General features: G+C 46.0%; 23 protein-coding genes. 11 read left to right on the top strand and 12 right to left on the bottom strand.

Annotated elements, in window-relative coordinates:
* The first annotated feature begins 47 nt into the window (after window positions 1-47).
* On the top strand, window positions 48-476 hold the full coding sequence (locus FE785_RS06505) for a gamma-glutamylcyclotransferase family protein (RefSeq protein ID WP_138564978.1): 429 nt from the start codon (window positions 48-50) through the stop codon (window positions 474-476).
* A 19-nt stretch (window positions 477-495) separates the two neighbouring features.
* Here the strand turns inward: FE785_RS06505 and FE785_RS06500 are convergent, their stop codons facing one another.
* Window positions 496-741, bottom strand: a complete 246-nt coding sequence (locus FE785_RS06500; protein WP_138564977.1) for a DUF2789 family protein — start codon at window positions 739-741, stop codon at window positions 496-498.
* A 183-nt stretch (window positions 742-924) separates the two neighbouring features.
* On the opposite strand from FE785_RS06500, the gene FE785_RS06495 reads away from it, so the two are divergent.
* Genes FE785_RS06495 through mnmH form a run of 3 tightly spaced genes read left to right on the top strand, consistent with a single transcriptional unit; the run spans window position 925 to window position 3,902 of the window.
* Window positions 925-1,686, top strand: coding sequence for a ribonuclease H1 domain-containing protein (locus FE785_RS06495; protein WP_138564976.1), 762 nt, complete (start codon window positions 925-927; stop codon window positions 1,684-1,686).
* A 9-nt stretch (window positions 1,687-1,695) separates the two neighbouring features.
* Window positions 1,696-2,772: a selenide, water dikinase SelD gene (selD, locus tag FE785_RS06490; protein ID WP_138564975.1), complete on the top strand. Its 1,077-nt coding sequence runs from the start codon at window positions 1,696-1,698 to the stop codon at window positions 2,770-2,772.
* Window positions 2,772-3,902 (top strand): tRNA 2-selenouridine(34) synthase MnmH, encoded by a 1,131-nt coding sequence (gene mnmH, locus FE785_RS06485; protein WP_238696227.1) that lies wholly within the window; start codon window positions 2,772-2,774, stop codon window positions 3,900-3,902. Before selD ends, mnmH begins: the two co-directional genes overlap by 1 nt.
* Window positions 3,903-3,910: 8 nt before the next feature.
* Here the strand turns inward: mnmH and FE785_RS06480 are convergent, their stop codons facing one another.
* Both FE785_RS06480 and FE785_RS06475 read right to left on the bottom strand, forming a co-directional pair.
* Window positions 3,911-4,867 carry a sensor domain-containing diguanylate cyclase gene (locus FE785_RS06480; protein ID WP_138564974.1) on the bottom strand — a complete coding sequence of 319 codons (957 nt, stop codon included), beginning with the start codon at window positions 4,865-4,867 and terminating at the stop codon, window positions 3,911-3,913.
* Window positions 4,868-5,043: 176 nt separating this feature from the next.
* Window positions 5,044-5,760: a YebC/PmpR family DNA-binding transcriptional regulator gene (locus FE785_RS06475; RefSeq protein WP_138564973.1), complete on the bottom strand. Its 717-nt coding sequence runs from the start codon at window positions 5,758-5,760 to the stop codon at window positions 5,044-5,046.
* A 137-nt stretch (window positions 5,761-5,897) separates the two neighbouring features.
* Between FE785_RS06475 and FE785_RS06470 the strand changes: the two genes are divergently transcribed.
* The gene (locus FE785_RS06470) at window positions 5,898-6,062 is read left to right on the top strand and encodes a DUF2986 domain-containing protein (protein WP_138564972.1); all 165 of its coding nucleotides are present in this window, start codon (window positions 5,898-5,900) and stop codon (window positions 6,060-6,062) included.
* Between the two features lie 72 nt (window positions 6,063-6,134).
* On the top strand, window positions 6,135-6,728 hold the full coding sequence (locus FE785_RS06465; RefSeq protein ID WP_238696226.1) for a DsrE family protein: 594 nt from the start codon (window positions 6,135-6,137) through the stop codon (window positions 6,726-6,728).
* 78 nt (window positions 6,729-6,806) lie between these two features.
* Here the strand turns inward: FE785_RS06465 and FE785_RS06460 are convergent, their stop codons facing one another.
* Window positions 6,807-7,376: a PhnA domain-containing protein gene (locus FE785_RS06460; protein ID WP_138564971.1), complete on the bottom strand. Its 570-nt coding sequence runs from the start codon at window positions 7,374-7,376 to the stop codon at window positions 6,807-6,809.
* 281 nt (window positions 7,377-7,657) lie between these two features.
* On the opposite strand from FE785_RS06460, the gene FE785_RS06455 reads away from it, so the two are divergent.
* The 3 genes from FE785_RS06455 (at window position 7,658) to clpA (ending at window position 11,447) form a co-directional block, all read left to right on the top strand.
* Window positions 7,658-8,557 carry a DnaJ domain-containing protein gene (locus tag FE785_RS06455; protein ID WP_238696225.1) on the top strand — a complete coding sequence of 300 codons (900 nt, stop codon included), beginning with the start codon at window positions 7,658-7,660 and terminating at the stop codon, window positions 8,555-8,557.
* Between the two features lie 322 nt (window positions 8,558-8,879).
* Window positions 8,880-9,197 (top strand): ATP-dependent Clp protease adapter ClpS, encoded by a 318-nt coding sequence (gene clpS / locus FE785_RS06450; RefSeq protein ID WP_138564969.1) that lies wholly within the window; start codon window positions 8,880-8,882, stop codon window positions 9,195-9,197.
* Window positions 9,198-11,447, top strand: coding sequence for an ATP-dependent Clp protease ATP-binding subunit ClpA (clpA, locus tag FE785_RS06445; protein WP_138564968.1), 2,250 nt, complete (start codon window positions 9,198-9,200; stop codon window positions 11,445-11,447).
* A 100-nt stretch (window positions 11,448-11,547) separates the two neighbouring features.
* On the opposite strand, the gene infA is transcribed toward clpA, so the two are convergent.
* The 7 genes from infA to aat form a co-directional block, all read right to left on the bottom strand.
* Window positions 11,548-11,766 carry a translation initiation factor IF-1 gene (gene infA / locus FE785_RS06440; protein WP_138564967.1) on the bottom strand — a complete coding sequence of 73 codons (219 nt, stop codon included), beginning with the start codon at window positions 11,764-11,766 and terminating at the stop codon, window positions 11,548-11,550.
* Between the two features lie 257 nt (window positions 11,767-12,023).
* Window positions 12,024-12,353: an FAD assembly factor SdhE gene (locus tag FE785_RS06435; RefSeq protein WP_138564966.1), complete on the bottom strand. Its 330-nt coding sequence runs from the start codon at window positions 12,351-12,353 to the stop codon at window positions 12,024-12,026.
* 8 nt (window positions 12,354-12,361) lie between these two features.
* Window positions 12,362-13,063: a succinate dehydrogenase iron-sulfur subunit gene (locus FE785_RS06430; RefSeq protein ID WP_138564965.1), complete on the bottom strand. Its 702-nt coding sequence runs from the start codon at window positions 13,061-13,063 to the stop codon at window positions 12,362-12,364.
* Window positions 13,064-13,106: 43 nt separating this feature from the next.
* A complete protein-coding gene (sdhA, locus tag FE785_RS06425; RefSeq protein ID WP_138564964.1) occupies window positions 13,107-14,918 on the bottom strand; it encodes a succinate dehydrogenase flavoprotein subunit in 1,812 nt (603 codons plus the stop codon).
* 44 nt (window positions 14,919-14,962) lie between these two features.
* Complete coding sequence (sdhD, locus tag FE785_RS06420) at window positions 14,963-15,304, bottom strand: succinate dehydrogenase, hydrophobic membrane anchor protein (protein WP_138564963.1); 342 nt, start codon at window positions 15,302-15,304, stop codon at window positions 14,963-14,965.
* A gap of 29 nt (window positions 15,305-15,333) precedes the next feature.
* Window positions 15,334-15,714: a succinate dehydrogenase, cytochrome b556 subunit gene (sdhC, locus tag FE785_RS06415; protein WP_138564962.1), complete on the bottom strand. Its 381-nt coding sequence runs from the start codon at window positions 15,712-15,714 to the stop codon at window positions 15,334-15,336.
* Window positions 15,715-15,873: 159 nt separating this feature from the next.
* On the bottom strand, window positions 15,874-16,623 hold the full coding sequence (aat, locus tag FE785_RS06410; RefSeq protein WP_138564961.1) for a leucyl/phenylalanyl-tRNA--protein transferase: 750 nt from the start codon (window positions 16,621-16,623) through the stop codon (window positions 15,874-15,876).
* A gap of 331 nt (window positions 16,624-16,954) precedes the next feature.
* On the opposite strand from aat, the gene dnaE reads away from it, so the two are divergent.
* Together dnaE and FE785_RS06400 are read left to right on the top strand one after the other, a co-directional pair.
* Complete coding sequence (gene dnaE / locus FE785_RS06405) at window positions 16,955-20,434, top strand: DNA polymerase III subunit alpha (protein WP_138564960.1); 3,480 nt, start codon at window positions 16,955-16,957, stop codon at window positions 20,432-20,434.
* Window positions 20,435-20,451: 17 nt separating this feature from the next.
* Window positions 20,452-21,102 carry a hypothetical protein gene (locus tag FE785_RS06400; RefSeq protein WP_138564959.1) on the top strand — a complete coding sequence of 217 codons (651 nt, stop codon included), beginning with the start codon at window positions 20,452-20,454 and terminating at the stop codon, window positions 21,100-21,102.
* Window positions 21,103-21,910: 808 nt separating this feature from the next.
* Here FE785_RS06400 and FE785_RS06395 read toward each other — a convergent pair.
* Window positions 21,911-22,390, bottom strand: coding sequence for a bacterioferritin (locus FE785_RS06395; RefSeq protein ID WP_138564958.1), 480 nt, complete (start codon window positions 22,388-22,390; stop codon window positions 21,911-21,913).
* Window positions 22,391-22,471 lie beyond the last annotated feature (81 nt).

The raw sequence follows: 22,471 nt of genomic DNA, 5'->3' as shown, positions 1-22,471 counted from the left end.
GCATTCGGCTATGATGAAATCTAACCATTGTTTATCAGAGGGGCGAAGTGAACACGACCAATTGTTTATTAACCTATGGCAGTTTAATGTGTGATGAGGTGATGACTGAGGTGAGCGGTGCCAGCTTTGATTGTCAGCCAGCCAACTTAACCGGTTATCAACGTTTTGCCATTAAAAATGAGCATTATCCGGCGCTAATTGTCGAGCCCGATCAACAGGTCGGTGGAGTATTGTATTGCGGTATAACCGAAACGGCTTGGCAGCGCTTGGATCGGTTTGAGGGTGAACAATACCAAAGACAGGCCGTGACGGTAGAGTTAGCGGATGGCAGTCAGGTCGAGGCACAATGCTATATTTGGAAAGCCGAGTTCAATGACCTGTTGGAAGATTATGCCTGGGATTACCAGCAGTTCCTTGAGAGCGGTAAGCAGGCATTTCAACAGCAATATAAAGGCTATGGCGATTTAATTGAGTAATTTGCTCGCCATGCTTCATTTAAACGTCGGGTTGGGCTCTTAGCAGTGTATCGAGATGATTAACCGCATCTACCCAGTCCGCATCCTCTTCGACCGCTTCTTTTAAAAAGGCCGCTTGCGATGGATTCCAAAATTCAGCTTCATGCAGTAGCAGGCTCTGTTTTAATGGCGAATGCAGCATAATGAATTGTTCGATTTCGGCTGCGCTATCAGCCAATCCCAATTGGGCAAATAGTGCAGGTAAGTCGTGAGCAGGTACATCCATAGGAGATCTCCTTTGGCTGATTTATGGGTCTGATTTCATTCTACGCCGTTCATGGTTGGCCTGCAAAACCTTTGTGGACTGCCAAGCGAATAATTTGCTGATGTGGCTTGCGGCTAATCCTGTGCAAGTAAAGGCCGGTCGGTGTATCATAGTCAGCTAATTTAAGGTGGTGGTAGTAACTCAATGGCAACAAAGTTTTATGTGGTTTGGCAAGGCAGAAAGCCCGGTGTTTACCAGGATTGGCCGAGCACTCTGGCGCAGGTGGATAAATTTCCTGGCGCGAAATACAAATCGTTTAAAACTTTGCCTGAAGCGCAGGCCGCTTTTTCTGGCAGTGTTAGTGGTACTGCTAAGCGCTCCAGTAAGACAAAAGCGCCAGCAAAAAACGGCATAAAAACCTATAGCGCGGACGAGGTTTCGAATCTGCAAGCGGATATCAAGATTTTTACCGATGGCGCTTGTGAACCGAATCCCGGCCAGGCCGGTTCGGGCATGGCAATCTATCGAAATGATGAGATTCATAGCCTATGGTACGGGCTTTATAATCCTCAAGGCACCAACAATTCGGCTGAATTAAACGCTTTGCATCAAGCGTTGATCAAGGCGCAAGAGTTGCTTGCGCTACAGTTGAGTGTGGTTATTTTTTGCGATTCCAAATATGCCATTCAATGTATTACCCAATGGGCGCAAAACTGGCAAAGAAACGGTTGGAAAAAATCCGGTGGTGAAATCAAAAACCTCGATTTGATCCAAGCCATTTTCAAGTTGTATCAAACCCTAAAAGGCGATATCCAAATTCTGCATGTAAACGGTCACGTCGGTGTTGAAGGCAATGAATTGGCGGATCGCATGTCCATGTATGCGGTCGCTCAGCAACAGACCGATTTCACCGATTACCCTCAGCCTATTAATATTCAAAGCATTCTTGCTATGCAAAACGGATAAATAATCAAAATGTCTCAAAGCCAAGATTTCTCTTCAATCGTCAAATTGACCGAATACAGCCACGGCGCCGGGTGCGGTTGCAAAATCTCGCCGCAATTACTCGATAGTCTGTTGCAGTCACAATTGACATTGGCACCACAACCGAATCTATTGGTGGGCAATAACACCAAAGACGATGCCGCCGCTTACGATTTGGGCAATGGCACTTCTGTATTGAGCACCACCGATTTTTTTATGCCGATTGTCGATGATCCGTTTACATTTGGAAAAATCGCCGCAACCAATGCCATCAGCGATATCTATGCGATGGGCGGCAAGCCGTTGATGGCGATAGCGATTTTCGGTTGGCCGATCGACAAGCTATCGGCTGAAGTTGGTCAGCAGGTAATCGAAGGTGGGCGTTCGGTATGTGAGGATGCCGGCATCGCGCTGGCAGGCGGCCATTCCATCGATGCTCCCGAGCCGATTTTCGGTTTGGCGGTCACCGGTTTAGCCGACAACAAACATCTCAAATGCAATGCCTCGGCGCGTGAAGACAGTTTGCTGTTTTTGACCAAGCCGTTAGGCATCGGGATTTTGACCACCGCGCAAAAACAGAAAAAAGTGGCACCACAAGATTTGCAGAACGCGATTGATGCGATGACCACCTTGAATAAGATCGGTAGCGAGATTTCCCAGTTAGAAGGTGTCAGTGCCTTGACCGATGTCACCGGGTTTGGCCTGCTTGGCCATCTGATCGAGATTTGTGAAGGCAGTGGTATTCAGGCGCAGGTCGAATTTGCCAAGGTACCGCAATTGGCAAATGTCATGCACTATTTGCAACAAGGCTGTGTGCCGGGTGGTACTGAACGCAACTATGCCAGCTATGGCCATAAGATCAAAAACGGCGAGCAGCTTGATGATGTCCAACGTCATTTGTTATGTGATCCGCAAACCTCGGGTGGGCTATTGGCGGTGGTGGATAAAGACTCGGTGGATGAGTTTTTGGCACTCTGTTCTGCCAAAGGGCTTGAATTGCAGGCGATAGGTTCAACCCAAGCGTTAGCGACAACTCAACAGCCCGAATATTGGATAGAGGTCGTCTAATGATCATGCGACAAAAACAGTCATTGTTAACGGAATTTAATGATAATCTGGCTTTGAGCGATGATTTTAAGCATATCGTTATAGAAAAGATACCGCTGATTGATGTGCGTGCTCCGGTTGAATTTGAGCAAGGTGCTTTTGATAGCAGTATCAACCTGCCTTTAATGGATGATGAAGAACGTCGCCAAGTCGGTATCGAGTATAAGGTGCGCGGCAATAAAGCTGCAGTCAAGTTAGGTCATCAACTGGTCAACGAGATCATCAGAGAACCCCGTATCCATGCTTGGCAGCAGTTTATCGCCGAGCATCCGCAAGCGATGCTGTACTGCTTTCGTGGTGGTATGCGTTCGAAGATTGCCCAGCAGTGGTTATCTGATCACGGTACCGATATTGTCCGTTTAAAAGGTGGTTATAAAGCGTTTCGCCGTTTTTTAATCGATTACCTCGATAAGCTACCGGGATTGATCGGTGAGCAGGGCGTACGTTCGGTTGTTATTGCCGGGCGCACCGGTTCGGGGAAAACGCAGTTGCTGCACAAGCTGGATAATCAAATCGATCTGGAAGGTCTGGCCAATCATCGCGGTTCGGCGTTTGGCAGACACTATAGTCCTCAACCCTCACAAATCGATTTTGAAAATAACCTGTCCATGGCGTTTATGCGGCTGCTGGAACAGCAGCCTAATTATTTAGTGGTCGAGGATGAAGGGCGTAATATCGGCTCGGTGAATTTACCGAAGCCGTTGTTTGATGAGCTTAAAAATGATTTGCGGGTGGTGCTGGATACACCGATTGAGGAGCGCATAGATATTACTTTGCAAGAGTATGTGATCGAAGCGCAGCAAGAGTATCCGGATATCGAATCCTGGCAGGAGTTCATGCATAATGCTTTTTCACGTATCGCCAAGCGTTTGGGAGGCGAACGTCAAAAAAGAGTGCTTGAGCAGTTTGACAGTGCCATGAAAGAGCAGTTGTCGCAAGGTGGGGTTCAAGCTCATCAGGGTTGGATCGCCACGCTGTTACAAGAATACTATGACCCTATGTATGACTATCAGATGCAAAAACATCAACGAAAAGTGAGTTTTGTTGGAACCGCAGAAGAGGTCAAAGCGTTTCTGCAAACCCTCGCTTAAGGTTCCAATCAGAAAAGCTCGATATCATCCTCAGTATCGTGGAATGACACGAAGTTACGGCCGTTGTGTTTGGCTTTGTAGAGTGCTTCATCGGCGTACTTATAGATTTCTTCTAAAATGTACTGTTGATCCGGCTTGAGTATCATTACGCCCGATGAAACGGTAACGCGACCATAGGGAGGGTTACCGGAGTGGGGCATATTCAAATCATAGATCTTGCTGCGAGAAATGTCAGCGATGCTTTGTGCATAGCTTTCATTTTCGGCGCGGTAGAGTACAGCAAACTCTTCGCCGCCTAAACGGAATATGAAATCATCGGCTCGCTTGAAGGTGTTTTTCAGCGTGGCGACGATGTTTTTTAACACCTCATCGCCTTCCTGATGACCATAAGTATCGTTATATTTTTTAAAATTATCGGCATCAATCATCATAAAACAGAGCTGTTTGTTATCACGTTTGGCGCGCTCAATCTCGATCGGCAATACATGATTGTAATGTCGACGATTGAAGGCTCCGGTGAGCTCGTCTCGAATGGTAAGCAATTCGATATATTTGCGGTCGGTGATATTCTGCTCAATCGAGATATAGCCTACGGTATTGCCTTTTTCATCACGAATGCTATCAATCTGCAGTTGGACCCAGAAACATTCACCCGATTTATTGATGTTTCTGAGCTCACCACGCCATGATTGACCGGAAGTAATGGTCTGCCACATCTCTGCGAAGAACTCAGTCGGTGTATCAGGGTGGCGTAAGATATTGTGTTTGTTGCCGATCAGCTCTTTTTCACTATAACCGGTCAGTTGGCAAAAAGCTTGGCTAACACTGGTGATTTTACCGTGAATATCGGTTGATGAGGTGATGACATAACGATCGACAGTGGTCGAGTAACGGTGCATATCGTCCAGCAACTGCTCTAGTTCGCTAATCAGCTTTTTACTGTCGACATGGTTGTTTTTTAGCATTGTGATAACCGTTTTTAAATTTTGTGCTATGAATCAATGGTAGATATTCTAAAAGACAAAGGGAGGAAAGACTAAGCCAAAGTAGGTAAAAGTCGTTTTGTTTGCCGGGTTAACAGGTTCAGACAGGAAATAAGAGAAAAAAGCCATGCCTGAAACATGGCTTTGTAGAGCAAGGATTAGAATTCGGCGTCGTAATAGACGTTTTGCACATCATCCAAATCTTCAACCATGGCAAGGAACTTTTCAAAGGATTCAAGCTCTTCACCTTCCAGTGGCTTGGTCATTTTTGCCAGGAACTGGATTTCATCAACATCGAATTCAATACCTTCAAAAGCTTCGAGCAGTGCATTTTTCGCTTTGGCGTATTCTGTGTGTGGTGTGAATACGCTGATTTTGCCTTCTTCGGCTTCGATATCATTGACTTCAACATCAGCCATTAGCAGAGCTTCCAAAACCGCTTCTTCATCTTCACCGTTGAAAACGAAAATCGCAGAGTGGTCAAACATGTGCGCGACACTGCCTTGTGTACCGATTTTGCAGTTGTGTTTAGTGAAGCAGTGGCGTACATCACCAAAAGTACGGTTCGGGTTATCGGTCAAACATTCGATAATCACCATGGTGTTTCCCGGCCCGTAACCTTCGTATCGCGCTGGAGCAAAATCTTCACCGGCACCGCCAGTGGCTTTATCAATGGCTTTATCGATAACGTGGGCAGGAACCTGTTCTTTTTTAGCGCGCTCGATTAATCCGGCTAGTGCCAGGTTGCTTGAGGTTTCCGCACCACCGGATTTAGCACATACATAGATTTCACGGCTGTATTTACTATAAACCTTAGCTTTTTGATCAGAGGTTTTCGCCATCGACTCTTTACGGTTTTGAAAGGCTCTTCCCATCGTTTTGCTCCATTGAGATTTTTGAAAGCGTAAATTTTACACAATTCCGCGTTTTGATAGGAGGCTTTTCACCAAAAATGCCTACTTTTCACCAAGATAAAATCATGTTTCGACTAAATTAGTGGCACAATAGAGATATGAATAGACAAAAGAAACTTAGACAAAAAGTCACTGCGCGGCTTAAAAAGGCTCGTGCAAAACTGAACCCAAATAAAAAAGAACCCTATATCAGTAAGGCGGAAAGGCAGAAAATCGCCGAACAAGAGCAAAGTGCAGCGGTGGAAAACAACCCATCGCATTGATTTGGTTGAAGCCGTGACCGTGACTTTGGGTGTTTGATTGGTTGCAGAAATTACTCTTAAAGGAGTTATCTAATGCGTACTCAGTTGAAATCTTTCCATAGCTTCCATTGGTTGATTGTATGGCTGGTGAGCGCCATTTTTTCGCTGGCGTTGGCCGAATCGCAAAGCACTCATCATGAAATGGGGGTTCATCCTCAGGTCGAAGCCTTATTGCAAGGCGAAGATATACCCGATGGCATTGTTTTCGATATTGAAACGCTGGATAAAAATGCCTTGTCTGGTCTGGCGGGTTATGTCAGTTTTCAGGTCAAACGGTTAAAACAGACTTTTCCCGATGTCGATATTGCCATTGTCAGTCATGGTGTGGAAGAGTTTGCCTTACAAAAGCAGGCCCAACAACAATACTCTAAGCTACACAGTAATTTCAGCAAGTTGGTGGATTCTGAAGGGGTGAGCGTCCATGTTTGTGGCGCGGTAGCCGGTTTGGGCAAGTTGTCGAAAGAGGATTTTCCGGAATTCGTCAGTTTTTCCGATTCAGGTATGGCGCAACTCAATGACTATAAAGCCATTGGCTATAGAGTGATCACCATTCACAGCCTGACAGACCCAGAACGCAAAAGCCTGTTTGAGTCTCCGCAGGAGTATTTACCCGCGCCCCAACCTTAATAGTAGAGCTTGGGTCTGTTGCGGGTTGGGGTAAAGTCAATTGGCCAGCGGACTAACCGGGCTGGCAATTTAAATCGATTAATTAGACTTTTTCAGGTAGGCGGCAACCAACACGATTTGAGTGCCATTGACTTTGCCTTCGATATGTAAAGGGTTGTCGGTCAGGTGAATGTTTTTCACCATAGTACCGCGCTTAGCGGTAAAGTTAGCCCCTTTAACATCCAGATCCTTGATCAAGGTGACATCATCACCTTCGTTAAGAGCTGTACCGTTACTGTCTAAGGTTGGTGTGCGCTCTTCTTCTTCGCTGATACCTGCTTCAGCCCATTTACGGGTATCGTCTTCCAGATACATCATATCAAGCAGATCCATTGGCCAGCCCTCGTGACGCAATTGATGCAGTAGACGGTATGACATGACTTGCACGGCAGCAACCGGTGACCACATGCTGTCATTCAAACAGCGCCAGTGGTTACTGTCCATGGTTTCAGGGTTTTCAATCTGAGAACGACAATTGCCGCAAACCAGAATCGATTGCTCTGCTGAGCCATCACTCGGTTCGACCGCGAATACCTCAAGAGCCTCTGTTGCTGAACATAGTTCGCACTGGTTGTTACTACGTTCGATTAAGTCCTGTTCTACACTCATTATCTTTGTCCTCTTGCGGTGAAAATAACCAAGTTAGCCTAACTGACTAGGCCGGGTCAAAATAAAAGCCCACTATTATGAACTAAATATCGGTTTTTGTCATAACTATTGGATTATGTTTATTGTGTTTTGATAACTTTTGTTTTTATCGGTCAACGGGTAATTTTACGGTGTTTAATAGTTATATTTTGAGGCTTTTTTTTTATAGGGGATAAGAGTAGAATTGAAGCCGAAATTGATTTTTTTATTCATTAAAAATCCCTCAACAATACGAGAAAATTTTGCGACCTAATTACGATATCAATATCGATTATTTTGCCATTTTGGGAGTACATTATGGTGCTTGCTCCAAAACGGTAAAATTAGCATATCGTAAGATGGCACGGCGTTACCATCCTGATGTCTCCAAAATTCACGATGCGCAAGCACGTTTTCAGGAAATCGCCGCCGCCTATGAAATTCTCAGTAAATATCGCGATGCCTATTGCCGTGAGTTTGATTTAAGGCGAAATCAGCAGCGTCGTCGAACCGGCTACCAACAAGCCTCTCCGCGTAATAAAACTCATACCCAAGCCGATAGCCATAAGCGTTCTTCGGCGAACCAGAAAACATCATCCAGAACTGAACAAAAGCAGTATGCTGAGGATGCCGATAAACAAACCGATGACGGCAAGCAATATCAGTATTCTTCAAGTGATTACCAGTCAGCCTTTAAATATCAAAAACCGATTAACGGCAAGAACCGGGTCATTACTTATCCTTTGACCTTGCGTTACGCGATCCGCCTATTGAATTTAGGCAGTTTTTATATTCCCGGCTTAAAGGTGAAAATGAAATTCAACCGCCAGGCATTCGATGAAAAAACCTTTAGATTGGAAGGTAAGGGCTACAGTGGATTGTTTGGCGGTGTTCCGGGCGATTATCTGGTGAAATTCAATATCAAAATCGACAGCAGCCGATATAAGCTCGATCAAGGCGACATTTACGGCACTTTTGTGGTGCCGAAATCAATGCTTCAACCGGGTAAAAAAATCAGCTTGGATACGGTTGCAGGCAAACTTGATGTCGTAGTGCCGAAAAACTACAGTGCGGAAAAATTCATCAAAATAAAAGGCATGGGCTTGCCTGCCGATGAAGAGCATAAGGCCGGGGATTTTTACGCCCGGTTATTGCTGGGCTAATTTTTTCTCGTTACAGTCGCATTATGCGGTGGGTTTTTAATGGTTATCAATGGCGCATCGGTGCTGTGTGGCCATAAGCCTTGAATCCATTAACCCATATCAGAAAACCTTTCCAGCCAAGCTTAACGCTATTTTGACAAAAGTATGAATAATTTCTGTTTCAGCCAGAATTCTTGTTCTATTGTGGGTAAAATAAACCTAACAGAAATAAAAAAGCTGAACACTGCTTTAACAGAGTGTTTGCTATCGATGCAGCGGCTTGAATTTTGCCTGTTGTGCCGATATATATAGTAAAGATTAAAGAATTGATAGAGTAACCTGAATGCCTTATTCACCAGATTATGATGATGGTAATCTGCTGCTAGAAACAGCCAAACCAAAAGTTAAACCACCTAAACGTTATCAGGTGGTGTTGATGAATGATGATTACACGCCGATGGATTTTGTTGTTGAGGTACTGCAGCGTTTCTTTTCTATGGATGAGGCGAAAGCCAATGCGGTCATGCTTGCCGTGCATCATCAAGGAAAAGGCGTTTGTGGCGTATTCAGTCGCGAGGTGGCAGAAATGAAAGTGCAGCAGGTGAACAGTTTTTCACGACAAAATAAACATCCGTTGATGTGTCAGCTAGAGGTGGCTTAAATGTTGAGTAAAGAGCTACAAATGACCTTGAGCAACGCATTCAGTGTTGCCCATGAGTATGAGCATGAGTTTGTCACGCTGGAGCACCTATTATTGGAACTATTGGGTGTACCGTCCGTGCGTGAAGTGATTCAGGCTTGTGGTGTGGATGTTGGTGTCATTGAAGAAGGCCTGGAAAAATTCCTTGAGTCGGAAATGGTTTCACGCAAGCCGGATGAGCTGCAGCCGACCATGAGTTTTCAGCGTGTTATCGAACGCGCCATCTATCTGGTGCAGTCAAACGGTTATACCGAAGTCACCGCGGTGCATGTGTTGGCATCTCTTTATGCCGAACAGGATTCTCAGGCGGTCTATTTGCTGGAAAGTAACGGTGTCGAACGTGTTGATGTCTTAAGTTATCTGTCGCATGGTGTGACTGCCGCAGACGCCGATGGTTTTTTGCCTTCAGAAGCCGGGGGCAGTGGTAATGTTCAAGAAGAAAGCGAACAGGATGTACAGGAAAAACAGTCTCCTTTAGAGCGCTTTACCACCGACCTCAACGAGTCCGTGATGGATGGCAAAATCGATCCGATTATCGGTCGTGATTGGGAATTAAACCGTACGCTTGAAGTCTTGAGCCGTCGCCGTAAAAACAATCCATTATTGGTCGGTGAGCCAGGCGTCGGTAAGACCGCTGTGGCAGAAGGGCTGGCTTATCAGATTGTCCATCACAAGGTGCCGGAGCAGTTAGAAAACGCCGTCGTCTATAGTTTGGATATGGGGGCGTTACTCGCCGGAACACGCTATCGTGGTGATTTTGAAAAACGATTTAAAGCCCTGTTAAAAGATCTTGAACAGCAAGATCACGCCATTTTATTTATCGATGAGATTCACACCATTGTCGGTGCCGGTGCGGTTCAAGGCGGCGCTATGGATGCATCGAATTTGATGAAGCCGTCATTATCCTCAGGTAAGTTACGCTGTATCGGTGCGACGACCTATGAAGAATATCGTGGCGTGTTTGAAAAAGACCGTGCCTTGGCGCGCCGATTCCAAAAAGTCGATATCCGTGAACCTTCAGAGCATGAGACGGTCGAAATCCTTAAAGGTTTGAAATCAAAATACGAAAGCCATCATCAGGTCAAATACACCTTACCGGCGATTAAGGAGGCAGTTGCCTTATCGGCACGTTATCTTAACGATCGTCATCTGCCGGATAAGGCGATTGATATTATCGATGAAGCCGGCGCCAAGCAAGCTCTAATGCCGGTGAGTCGCCGTAAAAAGCAGATCGGTGTCGGTGAGATTCAACAGGTTGTGGCAAGCATCGCCCGTATTCCGGTATCGCAGATTACCCAAAAAGAAAAAGACAAGCTGCACGATTTGGAAGCCAATCTGAAACGTGTGGTCTTCGGTCAGGATAAAGCAGTTGAGAAACTGACCGCGGCGATTCACTTGGCACGTTCGGGGTTGAATAACCCGAATAAACCGACCGCATCGTTCTTATTCGCCGGTCCGACCGGGGTCGGTAAAACAGAGCTTACCCAGCAGCTAGCAAATCACCTTGGCGTGGAAATGTTGCGTTTCGATATGTCCGAATATATGGAACGTCACACCGTATCGCGTCTGATCGGTGCACCTCCGGGTTATGTCGGTTATGATCAGGGTGGGTTGTTGACCGAAGCGGTATCGAAAAACCCGCATTCGGTGGTCTTGCTGGATGAGATTGAAAAGGCGCACCCGGATGTTTTCAACTTGTTATTGCAGGTGATGGATAACGGTACCTTGACCGATAATAACGGTCGCAAGGCCGACTTTAGAAACGTCATTTTGATTATGACGTCGAATGTCGGAGCCGAACAGATGGCGCGCAGCAGTATGGGCTTTACCGTTCAAGACCATTCATTGGATTTCGAGTCGGAATTGAAAAAGGTCTTTACCCCTGAATTCCGCAACCGTTTGGATGGCATTGTGCATTTCAACCGTTTATCGGAAGATTCGATGGTCTCGGTGGTCAACAAGTTTGTTTATGCATTGGAAAACGCTTTGGCCGATAAAAAAGTCTCCATCACTTTAACCGATGCCGCCCGTCAATGGCTGGCGACCAACGGTTATGATCCTTTAATGGGTGCGCGCCCCATGGAGCGTTTGGTGCAAGAAAAACTTAAACAGCCTTTGGCCGAACGTTTGTTATTCGGTGATTTACAACAAGGCGGCAAGGTATTGATTGATTGTCAGGAGGATGCGCTGACTTTCAGTATTGAAAAGTAAGCGGTTTTGCTTGTTAGCGGCAATAAAAAAGCCCCGCCGGTTCAACTGGCGGGGCTTTTTTGTTTAGAAAGGTTTGCTGATTAGAGCAATCAGTCTGCGCTTACTTACCGCGGTAAGTGATACGACCTTTAGTCAAATCGTAAGGAGTCAACTCAACCTTAACTGGGTCACCGGCAAGAATTCGGATGTAGTTTTTGCGCATACGTCCAGAGATGTGCGCCAAAATCTGGTGGCCGTTTTCCAACTCTACTTTGAACATAGTATTAGGTAGAGTCTCAAGTACCACACCATCGAATTCAATTACGTCTTGTTTTCCCATAAGCTTATAAAAACCCTTTCTAGATAAAATTTGTGCGCGGATTATAACAAAATTAACTTTTTAAATTCAAATAATTATCCATTTGATTGTTATGGACTTTGTTTTGTTGTCAAATTGAATCAATAGTTGAACCCATAAATTACGCAATTAAACGGGTTGTCTCTGGGTGAGGTTTGCCGATAAGTTGTTTGCCGGTAACCGCTAAGGCTTAAATCCAGACCCGTTGTCTTAAAATCAGGCACAAATGCATTAAAAAATTATTGGTAACTAGCTTTTATATCGGCGATAAGTGGCAAATATTGAGTTTTTATCGGGCTTTTTATAACGGTTGCTACCTGAGAGCGGGGGCAATCTTGGCGAGAGGTGGCGGCATGCTCGCCAATTAACCAATGGAACAGATCTTGTTCGGATTCGGCCAGCAGCTGTTCGATCAACTGCTGTTGTGGCGGAGCAATGGGCTCTAGTTGTTTGATATAGTGATCGAGCAATAACTCGGTTTCCAGATTGCCGCGTTTGCATTGCCAGAGAATTCGTTTGCGCCAAAGCTCAAACTGTTCGGTTTTCAGATGTTGCTTGTTGTTTGTCATAACCGGTTTTAAGGCAGTTCCTTAACCATAATGGATTTCAGTTCTTGAATGGCTCGGCTTGGGTTCAGTCCTTTAGGACAGGCATCGGTGCAATTTTGGATATGGCGGCAACGAAAGGTCTTGGTTGGGCTGTCGAGTTCTTGCAAACGGTCGATATGCTTGATATCTCGTGAATCGATAACAAAACGTTGCGCCGCCAAAAGCGCCGCAGGACCGGCGAACTGGTCGGGATTCCACCAAAAAGAAGGGCAGCTGGTCGAACAGCAGGCGCAGAGAATGCATTCGTAGCTGCCATCAAGTTGGGCACGTTGCTCGGGTGTTTGCAGGTGTTCGTGCTCGCTATCAAGCGGTTCGCTTTGCAAATAGGGTTTGACTGATTGGTATTGCTGATAAAACAGGTTCAAATCAATAATTAAGTCTCTGATAATCGGCAAGCCCGGTAAAGGCCTGATAGTAATCGGCTGCGTTAATGACGATACTGGTGTGATGCAGCTCAAATGGTTTTTGCCATTGACGTTCATACCGTCTGATCCGCAAACGCCTTCCTGGCAAGAGGAGCGAAATGCCAGGGTGCTGTCGTTTTCTCTTAACATCAATAACACTTCGAGCAACATGGTGTCGTGTTGAATCTGGGCGTCATCGATTTCAAACAATTCATCGTAAGGTACGCGATCGGTTTCCGGGTTGTAGCGTTGAATGATAATTTTCATAATCGCTCCTTAGGCGCTATGGCGATGCATCTTTGACATGCTTTTAATAGACACGTTTTTTCGGTTCAAACGGTTCATGGCTTTTCGGTTGCAGGTTAACCGCCTTGAAGTCGAGTTGACGGTTTTGATAAAAATACAAACTGTGTTTCAGCCAGTTGTCATCGTCGCGTTCTTCAAAATCAATGCGAGAGTGGGCGCCGCGACTCTCTTCTCTGGCTAAAGCCGAGGCGATGGTCGCATAGGCGATCGGTACTAGGTTTTCCAGTTCAAAGGCGGCAAGGCGTTCAATATTGAATATATTGCTGGTATCCTTTAACCCGACCCTTTCCAGACGTTCTTCAATCGCTGGCAGCGCACCCAAGGCCTTTTGCATGGATTCTCGTTCGCGGAACACGCCACAGCCTTGCTCCATAATACGTTGCAAATCATGTTTGATTTTATAGATGTCGTCATCAGTGCTGCCGTGTTTGCGATTGCTAGCGTTGTACCAGTTTTTAATTCGGGTGTAGACCTTATGCAGGCTGTCTTGATTTTGTGGCAGATCCTGTGCCGGGTTGTCACTGAGCTTTTCACTGATCACTTTTGCCGCCTGACGTCCGAAAACCACTATATCCAATAGCGAGTTACCACCTAGACGATTGGCGCCATGCACCGAAACACAAGCGCATTCACCCACCGCATAAAGCCCTTGAACCACTTCGCTTTGGCCTTCGGCATTTTGCGTTAATACCTCGCCGTTGATATTGGTGGGGATGCCACCCATCATATAATGACAGGTCGGGAATACCGGTATGGGTTCTTCAACCGGATCGATATCGACAAAGGTCATGCTGATATCACGAATCCCCGGCAGACGTTTTTTGATGATGTCGCCGTCCAAATGAGTCAAATCAAGCAGTACATGGTCTTTGTTGGGACCACAGCCGCGGCCTTCATTGACTTCAATGGCAATCGCTCTTGATACCACATCGCGAGAGGCGAGGTCTTTGACATTGGGGGCATACTTTTTCATAAAAGCATCGCCTTCGGCATTGCGCAACACGCCGCCTTCACCACGCGCCGCTTCGGAAATCAGCATGCCCTTGCCGGCAACACCGGTCGGATGGAATTGCCAGAACTCCATGTCCTGTAGGGGATAACCGGCTCTTGCCACCATGCCCAGACCGTCACCGGTATTGATGCTGGCATTGGTGTTGGTTCTAAATACTTGGCCGGCGCCACCTGTGGCGAGCATGATGTGCGGGCTTTGCAGGATCTGGTATTCACTGTTTTGCATATTCATGGTCACCACGCCATTGATCGCTCCGCCATCGTTATGCAGTAGATCGATAGCATAATGTTCATCGAAAATGGTCGTGCCGAGGCGAATGTTCTGCTGATAAAGTGAATGCAAAATGGCATGCCCGGTTCTGTCGGCGGCGGCGCAGGTTCGATGTGCCTGTTTTTCGCCAAAATTCTGGCTTTGCCCGCCAAAGGCGCGTTGATAGATTTTACCGTTTTCCAAACGCGAGAAGGGCACGCCAAAATGTTCCAGCTCTCTGACTATATGGGATGCCTGTTCACACATGAATTCAATCGCATCCTGATCCCCTAAATAGTCACTGCCCTTGATGGTGTCATACATATGCCATTGCCAATTATCCGGTGTGACATTACCCAAAGCGGCGTTGATGCCTCCTTGTGCCGCTACGGTATGGGAGCGGGTGGGAAAGACCTTGGAGACAATCGCTACCTTATGACCGGCTTCGGCCAATAACAAGCCAGCCCTTAAACCGGCACCACCGGCACCAATTACAATGGCATCAAAGCTGGTTGATTGCAGAGCATTGGAGCTAAATGGATCCGTTGTTGTCATAGGGTGACCCTTTGTCTTTGTCAGTGTTGTCGATATCAGTTGAACTAAGCTAATACTCGGCTGGCAAGCCAGATAACATCAATGGCGATCAGCCATAAAAAACCGAGATAGAGTTTCAACCATAGCTTGAGTCGCTTTCTGGGTAAATAATCGATCATAATGTCGCGTCCGCCCACCCAGGCATGCACCAGCAACAGTAGTACGGCAATCAAGCTGAAAAGACCGAAAAGCGAATTGAATTGCTGGCTGAACCAGTCGTTAAAATGAATAAATTGATGGGCGCTGCTTTGAAAATAAAGCGTGAAAATGGCAAAACTGAAATACAGCAATAGATAAACCGCGCTGATGCGTTGCCATTTATGCGCTTTGACTCCGGTTAAATTCATTGCACGACCTCTTTTAGATGGTTTGTAACTTAACTAAGCAATATCAATAGAGTGATCACCAACCACAAGCCGATCAGCAGATAGCTGATGCTTGTTTGGTTGATAATGGCATAGGGTTTGGCATCGATAAAATGTTCTGCCAACAAGTGGCGCAGCCCGGAAAGCCAGTGAAACGCCAGTAAAACCCAAAAGGTTTTGATCAGTGTTTGGGTTATCCAGTGTTGCTGGATGCTATAAAAGTCCAAGTCGGGACTGAGAATTAGAAGATGGGTCAGTGCCAGTATCTTGATAAGGCAAACGATTAACAGGGCGCCGGTAATTCGGTGTCCGGCAGAAAGTTTGGCATTCAGCGGAAAGCGAAAAGCTGTCAGACTCAAGAAGCGAGGTCGGTCATCAGGGTGTTGATACATGGTCACTCCCTAGGTTAAAAACCCTTAGCGGCGGTCGTAGTGTTAAGCAACATTCTAACGCTAATTCACAAAGAAAAAAAAGCATAAAAGTAAATGCTAATGCTTATCGCCGTTGGTTATCGTGTTTTGCCTAACCGATATAGGCTAAGCTTGCTGCCCTTAACCCAGTAGTTTTTGATGCCACTGACTATCGAGATGCCATTTTTTTGCAGGAAACGGCTTTGCGGTCTGTTGCGCAATCAAGCCCTCAAATGCGAGGCGGCTGATACATTGTGCCCCAAGGCTGTTCAGATGGGCGGTCTCAACCTGAGTGTCGATAGCACGAAACCCCCATTCCTTGAGTTGGTTTGCCAGGACAATCAAGGCGATTTTTGAGGCATCGGTTTGTTTGGCAAACATGGATTCACCATAAAACATCTTGCCGATCGCCACGCCATAAAGGCCGCCAATCAATTGATCATCAAGATAAACCTCAACGCTATGCGCATGGCCTGCCTGATGCAGTTTTTCATAGGCTTTGATCATGGCGTTGCTGATCCAGGTGCCGTCTTGTCCGTGGCGTGGCATTTGCGCGCATTGCGACATGACTTCTTTGAAATTGCAATCAAACTTGACGCTAAAGCCCGGATTTTTCAGCAGTTGTCTGAGCCGCTTTTTCAGGCTTTTACGTAATTTGACATCGTCAAGAAACAAAACGCTGCGTGGATTCGGGGTCCACCAGAGAATCGGTTCTTCCGGATTGAACCACGGAAAAATCCCTTTGCTGTAGGCGTGTAACAGCCATTCCGGCGTCAAGTCTCCACCAACCGCGAGCAGTCCATCTGGCTCAATCATCGCCAAATGAGTCGGCGGGAAAAAGACCGGTTGTGGGTCCAGCCAAAACGGCATGGTGATATTGTGCTGCGTCATTTGCGTTCTTTGTCTGTGTTATGAAGTTCTTATCAATAACGGATACTTAGCATTATAGAACAGTGCCGATAAAAGTGACGTGCTTTGTCGTTTAGAGAGCCTAAAAGTTATTAATTCAAAGCCAAGAAGTTTTTGCGTAACTACTCCCCTAGAGTTTTTCAGATGGGCTAGAATAAGCGAATACTTTGCGCTGTTTCATTGAGCCGCTATCCAATGCCTAAAGGCTTGGTTGTTTGTTGGCAAAACGTCAAGACGCTATGTCAAATCCAACGATAAGATTCAACGCGCTAAACACAGAATTCAAACCTATTTAAGAAGCACTTAAGAATACATGAGCCAATTCGTTCATTTACATGTTCACTCTGAATACTCGGTGGTTGATGGAACCCTGGGTATTAAACCTCTGATCTCACTAGTCAAAGAGTGCCAGCAACCGGCTATGGCATTGACCGACCAAAGCAACCTGTTTGCCTTGGTTAAATTCTATTCATCGGCGATGGCAGCTGGCATCAAGCCGGTTATCGGTGCCGATGTCTATATCGAAGATGATAACGGCGAGGTGTTTCGCTGTGTTTTATTGTGTCAGAACGACCAAGGCTACCTGAATCTTTCACACTTGATTTCTCAAGGTTATCTGCGCAACCAGAAACTTTACGATAACGACGATAACGCCCTGATCAAACGCGAATGGCTGGCCGAATTTAATGATGGTCTGATAGCGCTGTCCGGTGGCCGAGAGGGGGATGTCGGTAGTGCGATTCTGGCGCAAAAGCCGAACTTGGTCGCCTCGCGTGTCAAATGGTGGCAAGAACATTTTGCCGATCGCTTTTATCTTGAGCTGGTGCGTACCAACCGAGACAATGAAGAGCGTTATATCGCTCAGGCGATTGAGGTGGCGTTACGTTACGAAGTCCCCGTGGTCGCGACCAATGATGTACGTTTTGCCAAGGCCGAAGATTTTGAAGCTCATGAAGTGCGTACCTGTATTCATGATGGTTATGTCCTGGAAGATCTGAATCGTCCGAAACGTTACTCTGAAGAGCAATATTTTAAAACCAGCGAGCAGATGATCGAGCTGTTTGCCGACATTCCCGAAGCGATTGAAAACACCGTTGAAATCGCCCGTCGCTGTACTCTGAGCTTGACGCTGGGAACTTATTTCCTACCGGATTTTCCGGTGCCGGAAGGCATGACTATAGACGAGTTCTTTGTTGAGGAGAGTCATAAAGGTCTCGATGAGCGTCTTGCGTTTCTGTTCGGTCATCTGTCTGCCGAAGAGCAGCAAGCCAAGCGCGACGAGTATTACGCGCGTATCAAGTTCGAGCTCGATATTATCCTGCAGATGGGGTTCCCGGGTTATTTCCTGATCGTTGCCGACTTTATCCAATGGGGTAAAAACCACGGTATTCCGGTCGGGCCTGGGCGTGGTTCCGGTGCCGGTTCCTTGGTGGCTTATGCGCTGAAAATCACCGATTTGGATCCAATCGAATACGACCTGCTTTTCGAACGATTCTTGAACCCGGAACGTGTTTCCATGCCCGATTTCGACGTCGATTTCTGTATGGACCGCCGAGACGAGGTCATCGACTATGTCTCGCGTCACTATGGCCGCGACCATGTATCGCAGATCGTTACCTTCGGTACCATGGCCGCCAAAGCGGTGGTGCGTGATGTCGGGCGAGTATTGGGCTTGGGTTACGGCGTGGTGGATGGTATCGCTAAGCTGATTCCGAATGAATTGGGGATCAAACTATCCGGCGCCTTGGAGCAGGAACAGGACCTGCAAGACAAATACGATAATGATGAAGACGCGCGCCAGCTATTGGATTTGGCATTGAAGCTTGAAGGTACGGTACGTAACACCGGTAAGCACGCCGGTGGGGTGGTTATCGGGCCGAAACCTTTGGATCATTTCTGTCCGGTATTGTGTGAACCGGATGGTTCCAGTGTGGTCACCCAGCTGGATAAAAACGATGTGGAAACCGCCGGTCTGGTTAAGTTCGACTTCTTGGGTCTACGAACCCTGACCATTATCGACTGGGCATTGCAATCAATCAACGGTGATAAAAACCCAGAAGATGAAGGTTTCGTCGATATCGCGCGTATCCCATTGGACGATGCGCCGACTTTTGATCTGATCAAAACCGGTAAGACCACCGGGGTCTTCCAGCTCGAATCCTCCGGGATGCAGAGCTTGATCGTCCGTCTGCGTCCCGACTGTTTTGAAGATATTATCGCTTTGGTGGCGCTGTTCCGTCCGGGGCCATTGGAATCGGGGATGGTGGATAACTTTATCGCGCGTAAGCACGGTAAGGAAAAAGTCTCTTATCCGGATGCCACTTGGCAGCATGAATCGTTGAAAGAAACCTTGGCACCGACCTACGGGGTTATCCTTTACCAGGAACAGGTTATGCAGATCGCGCAGATTCTGGCGGGTTATACGCTCGGTGGTGCGGATATGTTGCGTCGAGCCATGGGTAAGAAAAAACCCGAAGAGATGGCCAAACAGCGTTCGGTATTTGAAGAGGGTGCGATCAATAACGGTATCGATGGCGAGTTGGCGATGAAGATCTTCGACTTGGTGGAAAAGTTCGCCGGGTACGGTTTCAACAAATCCCACTCAGCCGCCTATGCCTTGGTCTCTTATCAATCGGCTTGGCTGAAAACCCATTATCCGGCCGAGTTTATGGCCGCGCAGATTTCATCGGATATGGATAACACCGAAAAAGTCGTGCATATGGTTAATGAATGTTATGCGATGGGCTTGACGGTATTGCCGCCAAATATCAATACCGGTCAGGTGCATTTCAAACCGGCCGGAGAGCGCACTGTCAATTATGGTCTCGGAGCCATTAAAGGCGTTGGTGAGGCCGCACTTGTCGGTGTCATTGAAGAACGCAACGCTAATGGTGAATTCAAGGACCTGTTCGATTTCTGTTTGCGTGCCGGTAAAAAGGTCAATCGTCGTGTTATGGAGGCTTTGGTGCGCTCCGGTGCTTTCGATAAGCTGCACGATAATCGTAATGCCATGTTGGAGAGTATTCCGATGGCGATGCAGCAGGCCGAACAACAGCAGAAAAATGATGAAGTCGGCCAAAACGACCTCTTTGGCGATGTGTTATCGGTGGAAGAATCCGGCGAATCCAAGTTGCTGGATGTACCGCAAATGCCGGAGAAAATTCGTCTGTCAGGTGAAAAGGAAACGCTTGGGTTGTATGTCACCGGTCATCCGATCGATATGTACGAGAAAGAGCTGGAAACCTTGGTCGGCCATAAGCTGGTCAGCCTGAAACCGGAAAAATACAAAGAAGTCATGGCCGCAGGTCTGGTGGTGGAATTGCGTTCCAAAATCACTAGAACCGGTCGACGCATGGGCTTTGCTGCGATTGACGATAAAACCCGTCGTCTAGAAGTGGTAATGGGGCCGGGCGTCTACGAAGAGATCAAAGACACCTTGCGTCCGGATACGGTGGTGATTGTTAAAGGAGAGGTCGCCGAGGACACCTTTAACGGCGGTATTAAGATGGATGCCAAAATGGTGGTCACGCTTGCCGAAGCGCGAGTTGAAAAAGCGCGCGCGATTAAATTGATGGTCAATCAAAGCGAACGTCAATTGGATAATCAGGCGATTAGCCAGTTACAGCAGTTATTGACGCCGTTTGCCGGCGATATCGGTTTGCCGATTGTGATTGATTACACTAATCAGCAGGCGACGGTGCAGATGAAAACCGGTGGAGATATTCAGTATTTCCCGGATGATGATCTGCTCGAAGCGCTGAATGCGCATAGTTGGAATCCGGTGGTGGTTTAAAAATCTGTTAGATGCCTATGATAAATACAGAATCAAAACTACATAAAATTTATCTCGGGCAAATGGAAGAGGTAACTAAAAGATGTGATGCCGTTTTGGTATTTCTGGATGCTTATAAAAAAAGTAATAATGAAATGGATTTTGATTCATGTGTCCTTCAATTAAGAAAGGCGCTTGAAGCCCTTGCTTATGCATCGATTGCTCCAAATAAGAATGCATACCAAGCTTTCAGATCGAATGCTGAAAAACAGAATGATTATAAAAAAGATTATAAGGCTTCAAGCATTCTCCAAGCGCTTAAGCGTATAAATGTTGATTTTTATCCTTTGCCCTTAATTCCAGCTATACAAAAAGGTGATGGTACTTGGCATTATGATAGAAAAGCAGTCGATTATTTAACTGATAAACGTTTTGTAAAAATCTACGACAGACTTGGTAAATTCCTTCATGCTGATAATCCGTGGGATAATAATAAAAATCCTCAAAACCTTGTTTCTGAAATTGAGCGCACGATTAATGAAGCTAGAGAGTTATTAGAGTTGCACGCAACCTTTATTAAAACTCCTGAATACAAAGGTGTGTGGGTTGTATGTGTACCAAAAGATGGTTCAGTGCCTTCGTTAATTAATGCTAAAGTTGACGGTGGTTTTATTGTAAATAAAACTTGAGTCGCTATTTGCGAAGCCTTTTTAAATTTTTTGCGTTGCCTTAATTTTTATCCAATAGGCTTCACGTTACTATTTTTGCATGCCCAAAAATAGTAACCACAAAAAGGGCACCCTGCTGACACAGTCTATTTCCCTAAACTTGTTCGCTGAAAATCCTGAACTCGGCGAACAAGTTCGCCTCAAACAGCAGGATTTCTTAAACGCGCCCTACGTTAAGTGAAATGACGATTGCTTACAAAAGGGGACCCGTTTCCTCGCACTCAATTTTGGTTCAACGTCATTTATTTCATCATGGGTTTTGGATTGGTTGGTTTTTAACCGTCTAAGAAAAATGACTTTGACGACCTCGTCCCTTTGGAATAAATAGTGCAGAGTTCTTAATGAAATGAACGATTAAAAATCCTGCTGTCCGAGCGAAGCGAGTTCAGGATTTTCAGTGAATGAGTTTTAGAACCTGCCTATTTATGGAGCAGGGTGTCTTTTTTTGCTTACTTTGTTGGACAAGCAACAAAGTAAGGTGAGGGCTTTAGATAAAATCAAGGTTCTAAAAATATTAAAAAGCCCTCGCAACGAACTTAGACAATTAGGATAAGAGTACAATTAAATTTGGTGTGTTGGTTGCGAAGTCTTTTTTAATTTTCTTTCTTTGTCTTAGCTGAACCGAATAGGCTTCACGTTACTTTATTTGTTTGCCCAAATAAAGTGACCAAACAACGAACTCGGCTGAAGAATCGAGAAAAGGTAAGGAGAAGCCCGTTAGATTAACTTAGTGGTTGTGTCTAAGTTTTAAAGGGCTTCACAACTATGTCTAATGGTTGTTTATAGCCGACATATGTTTAGCTATATAGGCCGGCTCACCCATGCGTTTGATTAGGTCTAGCTGTAGTTCTAACCAGCTCATGTGACCTTCTTCATCCATGACGATCTTTTCAAACAGGGTTCTTGTTCCGATATCTCCTTCTTCGGCAGCTTGCTGTGCGGCTTTGGTGTAAAACTTAATCGCTTCTTTTTCATCCGCTAAATCGGTCTTGAACATCTGAACCAGAGATTCCGCCATAACAGGTGTATTCGCCATTTTGAGAACTGGTTTGCCTTTCAAGAACATGATGCGTTCCATAAATGCGTCTGAATGTCCGAGCTCTTCGCTCATCTCTTTACGCATCTGTTCAGAGAGGATATCAATTCCCCAATCAGATAAAACGCTGGCGTGTAACTGATATTGGTGTGCTGCAGTTAACTCCATTGATAAAGCTTTTTGAAGGTTGCTAAGGGTTGATTTTTTGCTCATCTTTAAACTCCCAGTTTATTTAAATGGAATTTACGCTGATGCAGATAAATCGTTTTTTTGATATAAAAAAACAGGCTGCTA

The sequence above is a fragment of the Thiomicrorhabdus sediminis genome (assembly GCF_005885815.1).
GTDB classification, from domain to species: Bacteria; Pseudomonadota; Gammaproteobacteria; order Thiomicrospirales; family Thiomicrospiraceae; genus Thiomicrorhabdus; species Thiomicrorhabdus sediminis.
The sequence above is the reverse complement of the archived record's forward strand: the minus strand, read 5'-3'. Positions and strand labels throughout refer to the sequence as shown.